Origin of the sequence: Minwuia thermotolerans (genome assembly GCF_002924445.1) — a bacterium.
Classification (GTDB): domain Bacteria; phylum Pseudomonadota; class Alphaproteobacteria; order Minwuiales; family Minwuiaceae; genus Minwuia; species Minwuia thermotolerans.
Window position 1 is genome coordinate 1 of the sequence record NZ_PIGG01000016.1, and the last position, 6,942, is coordinate 6,942.

Here is a 6,942-nt window from a genome sequence, read left to right on the forward strand (position 1 = left end):
TCGATCATCAACGGCACCAACGACGCCTATGACGACGGCCAGAACGTCACCTTCGGGGTCTTCGGCGGGGCCAGCACCACCTACACGGGCAGCACCCTGTTCGCCAGCGCCGACGGGCGCACCATCGAGGGCACGGCCGATACATCCGTTGCGGGGCTGAGCTTCAACCGCCGGCTCTTCGTGCCGGACGACGAGGGCTTCGCGCGCTTCCTGGAATCGGTGACCAACACCTCCGGCGTGCAGCAGACCGTGACCCTGACGATCAGCGGCAATCTGGGCTCGGACGGCGGCACCTTCGTGGTCGACACCAGCTCCGGCGACGCGCTGACGGACAACACCGACCGGTTCATCATTTCCGACGATTCGGCCGACGGCAATGGCGGCTCCGACCCGACCATGCTGCATTACTTCGAAGGGATCGGCGCCGCCAACTCGGCCGATCTCGTCAGTCTGGTCAACGGCAACGACAACTACACCATCGGCTTCACCTTCACGGTGGAGGCCGGCGAAACCGCCTCGATCATGCATTTCGCGGCGCAGAACGCGGACCTGGCCGCCGCGCAGGCCAAGGCCGCTGGCCTCGACAGCCTCGAATCCCGGTTCTTCACCGACCTTTCGACCACCGAAGCGGCGCAGCTGCAGAACTTTGCCGGCGGCGGCGCCGGCGTCGACGTCGATCTCGTGGCCGGCACCGCGACGCTGGGCAATGGCGACGTCAGCACGCTGGTCGGCATCGAGAACGTGATCGGCACCGGCGATGACGACACCATCGCCGGTGACGGAGCCGCCAACAACCTGGCCGGCGGCGATGGCGCCGATTCCATCGACGGCGCGGCGGGCGACGACGCCATTGCGGGCGGCGCCGGCGACGACACCCTGAGCTTCGGCGCGGGGGCGGATTCCGTTGACGCCGGCGCTGGTGACGACGCCGTCAGGGCGACGGTGGGCGAGCTGGACGGGGGCGATACGCTGGCCGGCGGCGCCAGCGACATTCTGGGCGACACGCTCGTTCTGCTGGGCGGCGGCGCGGTGGCGGCGGCGGACCTCGCCAACGCGAGCGGCTTCGAGAACATCGCCTTCGGCACGGACGCGAACTTCACCGTCACCCTGCCCGACAGCTTCATCCCGGCGGCGGGGACGCTGACCGTGGACGGCGCCAGCCTCGCCACCGGCGCGCTCACCTTCGACGGCTCCGCGGAGACCGACGGCGCACTGGCGGTGACCGGCGGCGCGGCGGGCGATTCGCTGGCTGGCGGCGCGGGCGCGGACGCGCTCACCGGCGGGACCGGCGACGACACCCTGGCCGGCGGCGGCGGCGTCGATTCCCTCGACGGCGGCGCGGATACCGATACGGCGGACTATTCCGGCGCGGCCGGCGCGGTGAACGTCGATCTCGACGCCGGCGTGGCGAGCGACGACGGCGATGGCGCGACCGACGCGCTGTCGTCGATCGAGAACGTCACCGGCTCGACCGGCAACGACATCATTTCCGGCGACGCCAATGCCAACAACCTGGCGGGCGGCGCGGGCAACGACACGCTGGCCGGCGGCGCAGGCGCGGATACGCTGGCGGGCGGCGCGGACACGGATCTGGCGGACTACTCCGCCGACGGCGCGGCCATCTTCGTCAGCATGGGGGCGGAGACCGCGACCGACGGCAATGGCGATACCGACAGCCTCACCGGCATCGAGAACATCCTGGGCACCGGCTTCGACGACACCGTCTTCGGCGACAGTGCGGCCAACGAGATCACCGGCGGCGGCGGCAATGACAATATCCAGGGTGAGGCCGGCAACGACACGCTGATCGGCGGCGCGGGCGGTGACAGCCTCGAAGGCGGCAGCGCCGACGACTCGCTGGACGGCGGTACCGGCGCGGACCGCGTGCGCGGCGGCAACGGCAATGACACGCTGCTGGGCGGCGACGACAACGATACCTTGCGCGGCGACCTGGGCGACGATTTCCTGGACGGTGGCGCCGGCATCGACCAGGCCGACTATTCGAACGAGGCCGCGGGTGTCACGGTCAGCCTGGTCGCGGGTTCGGCGACCGACGGCAATGGCGGCAGCGATACTCTCGCCAACATCGAGAACGTCGGCGGCTCCGCCTTCGACGACACCATCACCGGCGGCGCGCTCGGCAATCTGCTGGAAGGCGGCGGCGGCGGCGACCTCATGGACGGCCAGGCCGGTGACGACACGCTGAACGGCGGCGACGGTAACGACACGCTGACCGGCGGCGCCGGTTTCGACACCATTGACGGCGGCGCGGGCATCGATGCGGTCAGCTATGCCGCCGATGCGGCCCCTGTGCTGGTCGACCTTTCTGCCAACACGGCGACCGATGGCGCAGGCGATAGCGATCTGCTGCTCTTCGTCGAGAACGTCATCGGCTCCGCCTTCGATGACACGCTGACCGGCGACGCCCTCGCCAACAGCCTGGAAGGCGGCGCCGGCAACGACACCATCGTTGCGGGCGCGGGCGCCGACACGCTGTCGGGCGGCGACGGCAGCGACACCCTGCTGGGCGGCGATGACGGCGATTCCCTTGACGGCGGCGCGGGCGACGACTCGCTGTTCGGCGAGGGTGGCGCAGACCTCCATTCGGGCGGCGCCGGCAACGATCTGATCGACGGCAGCGACGGCAATGACACGCTGCTGGGCGGCGCCGACGACGACACCCTGCTCGGCGCGGCGGGCGACGATTCCATGGATGGTGGCGACGGTACGGATGTCGTCAGCTATGCCCTGGAATCGGGCGCCGTGACGGTCGATCTCGGTCTGGGCACGGCCACGGACGCTGGCGGCGGCAATGATACGCTGACGGCGATCGAGAACGTCGTCGGCTCGGAATTCGACGACGACGTGACAGGCGATGCGGCGGCCAACCTGCTGCAGCTCGGCCTCGGCAACGACACCGCCGATGGCGGCGATGGCGCCGACACCGTCCAGGGCGAGGCGGGCGACGACGATATTGCCGGCGAGGGCGGCAACGATCTGCTCGAAGGCGGTGCGGGCAACGACACGGTCATCGGCGACGCGGGCGACGATACGCTGGACGGCGGCGACGGCATCGACACGGCGGACTATTTCGAAGACACCGGCGCGGTCGTGGTGGACCTCCTCGCGGGCACGGCGACCGACGGCTTCGGTGGTGCGGACAGCCTGACCGGCATCGAGAATGTGGCGGGCTCGACCTTCAACGACACGATCTCGGGTGATGCCGGCGCCAACAGCCTGGACGGCGACGCGGGCGACGATTCCATGGCAGGCGGCGACGGCGCGGACACGGTGTCGGGTGGCGACGGTGCGGACGATCTCGACGGCGGCGCGGGTGACGATTCCATGGCCGGCGGCGGCGGCGACGACACCATGGCCGGGGGCGCAGGCAATGACTTCCTGGTTGGTGACGGCGGTGTCAACACAGCCGACTATTCGAACGCGGCAGCTGGCGTGGACGTCAATCTGGCCCAGGACACGGCGTCTGACGACGGGGACGGCGGCGTCGATACGCTGTTCAACTTCTCAGCCATCGAGGGTTCGGCCTTCAACGATGAACTGACCGGGAGCAACGACGACGACACGCTGGCAGGCAATGGCGGCGCTGATTTGCTGGCGGGCAATGACGGCAACGACATCCTGGCGGGCGGCGCGGGTGAGGACACGCTGGTCGGCGCGATCGGCGGCACGGGTGCGGGCGACGATACGCTGGACGGCGGCGCGGATGCGGATCTGGTCACCTATGCCGATGCGACGGCGGCGATCTCCGCCGATCTCGGCGCGGGCACGGTCACGGGCGACGCGAGCGTCGGCAGCGACAGCATCACCGGCGTCGAAAACCTGATCGCCAGCGATTTCGACGATACCGTCCAGGGCGACGCGGCGGCCAACCTGCTGCTGCTCGGCGCGGGCGGCGATCTCGCCGACGGCGGCGACGGCGCGGACACCATCCGTGGCGAGACGGGCGACGATGATATCGCCGGCGAGGGCGGCAACGACCTGCTCGAAGGCGGCGCGGGCAACGACACGGTCATCGGCGACGCCGGCGACGATACGCTGGACGGTGGCGCAGGGTTCGACACCGCCGACTATTTCGACGATATCGCCGGCGTCACCGTCGATCTCGGCGCGGGCGCCGCGACCGACGGCTTCGGCGGTACGGACATCCTGATCAGCATCGAGGCGGCCGCCGGCTCGGCCCAGGGCGACCTGCTGATCGCCGGCGGCAACGGCAACGCCTTGTTCGGCAATGACGGCGCCGACACGCTGAACGGCGGCGACGGGGTCGACACGATCCAGGGCGGCGGCGGCGCGGATATCATCGACGGCGGCGACGATCTCGTCGGCGGCGTGCGCCAGTTCTTCGACACCGCCGATTTCAGCGATCAGGTCAACGACCTGCTCGTCTCCCTGGAGTTCGGCGCGGCGCTGTCGGGCGGCGATCTCGACCGCATTTCGGGTATCGAGCGGGTGGTCGGCGGTTCCGGCAGTGACGAAATCGAAGGCGGTTTCGAGGACTTCTTCGAGGAACTGGTCGGCGGCGCAGGCAACGACACGCTGGACGGCGTCCGCGGCTTCACGGCCGCCAGCTACCAGGACGACCCGGCGGGCATCGTCGCCAGCCTGGCGACGGGCCTCGTCAGCGACGGCTTCGGCGGCACCGACACGCTGCGCGACATCAGCAGGATCGAGGGCTCGGAGTTTGGCGATGCGCTGACCGGCGGCGACAGCAATGACAGCTTCCGCGGCCGCGGCGGCGCGGACACCATCGATGGCGGCGCCGGCAGCGACGAGATCGACTACAACAATGCCGGCGCGACGACGGGCGTGAATGTCGACCTCAACGCGGGTACGGCCAGCGACGGCACCGGCTCGATCGACGTGATCAGCAATGTCGAGCGGGCGCGGGGCGGCGCCTTCGGCGACACCCTCACCGGCGACGTCAACGACAACCGTTTCCGCGGCATGGACGGCGCGGATTCCATGGTCGGCGGCGACGGCTTCGACACGGTCGATTATTTCGGCGACGCCGGCGATACGAACGGGCAGTCGGGCGTGACGGTGAACCTGACGACGGAGCGCGCGACCGACGGTTTCGGGAACACGGACACGATTCAGGGCTTCGAGGCGGTGTTCGGCACCGACTTCGGCGACACGATCACTGGCGACGCCAACGCGAATGTGCTGGTCGGCGGCGACGGCACGGACTTCTTCTTCGCCACCGCCGGCAACGACACCATCCACGGCGGCACGGACTTCCTGAACGGTTTCGAGCAGTTCGACGACCGGCTGAGCTTCCAGAATCACGGCCTCAACGTGACCGTCGATCTGGCCGCGGGCACGGCGAGCGACGGTCTGGGCAGCAATTACGTCATCTCCGGCATCGAGCGGGTTATCGGGTCGAGCGGCGACGACACTCTGATCGGCGGCGGCAACAACAACAACGAGACCTTCTTCGGCGGCGACGGCGCCGATTTCATCGACGGCACCAACGGCGCGTTCACCCAGGTCGACTACGGCCTCGATCCCCTTGCGGTGTCGGTGAACCTGAACGCGGGCACCGCCGTCGACGGCTTCGGCAACACCGATACGCTGACCGGCATCGAAGCGGTGCGCGGCACCAATTTCAGCGACACCTTCCTCGGCTCGGCCGCCAGCTTCGAACGCTTCCGCACCCGCAACGGCAACGACACGGTGGCCGGCGGCGATGGCGTGGACGAACTGGACTACACCTTCAGCGGCTTCGACGGCGTCAATGTGGACATGTCCGGCCAGGACGGCCAGGGCGGCACCGGCAATACCGACAAGGGCGGCACCAACGGCGTCGACACCTTCACCGGGATCGAGCGGATCCGCGGCTCCGAGGGCGACGACACGGTGCTCGGCGATGATGGCAACAACCGCTTCCGCCTGCTCGAGGGCAACGATTCCGTCGACGGCGGCCTCGGCTTCGACGTCATGGATTTCCGGACCATCCCCGGCTTCTTCGTGGAGATCCAGGGCATCGTCGCCGACCTGGGCGCGGGCACGGCCACCGACCAGTTCGGTTTCAATGACACCCTGACCAGCATCGAGGGCATCTTCGGTTCGGAGCTGGGCGACACGCTGACAGGCTCGGCCGACGCCAACCTGCTGGAGGGCCGCGACGGCCTCGACGTGCTGATCGGCGGCGCGGGCGACGACACGCTGGACGGCGGCGACGACAATGTCGACGGCGTGCGGCAGTTCTTCGACACCGCCGACTATTCGCAGGATGCGGCGGCGGTCGACATCAACCTGTTCACCGGCATCGGCCTCGACGGCTTCACCGGTACCGACACGCTGATCAACATCGAGCGCGTCGTGGGTTCCGCATTCGACGACACGCTGACAGGCGGCGCCAACAGCTTCTTCGAGGAATTCGACGGCGGGGCGGGCAGTGACCTGATCGACGGCGGCGATGCGCTGGCTCAGGACAGCGGCTTCGACGCGGTCAGCTACCAGAACGCCGGCGCGGCGATCAATGCCACCTTCGTCGCCGGCATCGGCACCGTCACCGGCGGCGACGGCGGCACGGACACGCTGACCGGCATCGAGCGCGTCGAGGGCACCGCGTTCGACGACACGCTGATCGGCGACGGCAACTTCCAGACCTTCCGCGCCCGCGGCGGCAACGATTCCATCGAGGGCGGCGGCAGCCTGTTCGACGAGGTCGACTACCTCAACAGCGGCGCGTTCGAGGGCGCGGACATCAACCTCGCCACCGGCATCGCCACCGACGGCACGGGCGGCACGGACACGCTGTCGGGCATCGAACGGGTGCGGGGCACCAATTTCGACGACACCATCACCGGCGACGCGAGCGACAACCGCATCCGCGCCATGGGCGGCTTCGACGTCGTCGATGGCGGGCTGGGTCAGGACACCATCGACTACTCGTCGGCCCAGTCGAACTTCGCCGAG

The 6,942-nt window shown here is 69.3% G+C and carries 1 pseudogene; it reads left to right on the forward strand.

The features are described 5' to 3' along the window. A pseudogene (locus CWC60_RS23475) lies at window positions 1–6,942 on the forward strand (hypothetical protein); the annotation flags it as partial.